Here is a 1,118-nt window from a genome sequence, read left to right on the forward strand (position 1 = left end):
TTAGCGAGACTTATCACGCTCAGGAACGCCACATCCTGTGGCTTCGCCTGACTTGGACGTCCTGTCCTTCGTCGGATCTTTACGGGCAGTTATCTCCCACTTATCTTCTTTGCTTCTCTCGAATCTTTCGTTAAGAGTTTTACTGCCCGTTAAGGTGGGATAACCTCCAACACCCATAAGCCCGTCCTAATTTTTAGGACGGGCTTAAAATAAAATCATTTAATTTTAAGTGTTATTCCACAATAGGGCCCTTTGTAAAATAGATCAACATTTACGAATGATGATCTATTTCACCTTCAGCCTTTTTCAAAGCTCTTTGAAGCTGATAAATTTTCATCATACCAATTAATCCGACTAATAGTGCTCCCAATAATACTGACCCAATAATAACAAGGATCAGTGGCCACTCAGCTTTTCCAAATAAATAATTAACCGTTACAAGGTCAACGTTGATAACTGAAAAAACCGCAATAATTAAGACCACGAATAGGGCTAATAATAAGTTCCATTGTCTTTTCATAAGTCACCTCATTAATAGTTTTTTACTATTATATAATCAGGGTTATCTAAGAACCATCATAAGTTCGATGGGCGTATTTATCTTTTATATGTTCAGGACTAGCCCTGAACGGTTGACAGCTTGTGAATGACCCCTCCTTATCAACCTTGCGATCTGATTGAAGAAGGGGCTTCCTGATTCTTAGACCGTTGCATAATGGGGTTCCCACTATGTCTTACACAATCTCCACAGGCGTAGATTATACTGTTCGGACACAACCCTGCCCTACAGCCATCCATGAAGCACAAAAATTAGCGCTTCACCACAGAGAATGAAAATGGTTAGGAAGTGTCAATACTGATACTGACCTTAATCCAGTCAACCCTAATCCATAGACTTATTAATTATCGCTCTCCTCTTTTTTCAACGATTGAGCAGGGTCTTCTTAAGTATTGTCGTTTTTCTAATCTTGAAGAAACTTATTTTCATGGTAGTTTGATTGATTCAGTTAGTCGGTCACAAGCAGTTGCTCTAATCCTTTTTGGAGGATATTCAGACTTGCATTATGATCCCGGTCCAATACCGCCCCGCACTTTGTGCAAATATGTGTACGAATGGA

At 39.6% G+C, this 1,118-nt stretch carries 2 protein-coding genes; both read right to left on the bottom strand.

From position 1 onward, the window contains the following. Window positions 1-271: 271 nt before the first annotated feature. Window positions 272-520 (bottom strand): LapA family protein, encoded by a 249-nt coding sequence (locus K9V48_RS28110; RefSeq protein WP_224142328.1) that lies wholly within the window; start codon window positions 518-520, stop codon window positions 272-274. A gap of 487 nt (window positions 521-1,007) precedes the next feature. After that, the coding region (locus tag K9V48_RS28115) for a zinc ribbon domain-containing protein (protein WP_224142329.1) at window positions 1,008-1,118 on the bottom strand (111 nt) is incomplete at its 5' end.

It is taken from the genome of Metabacillus rhizolycopersici, from assembly GCF_020075705.1.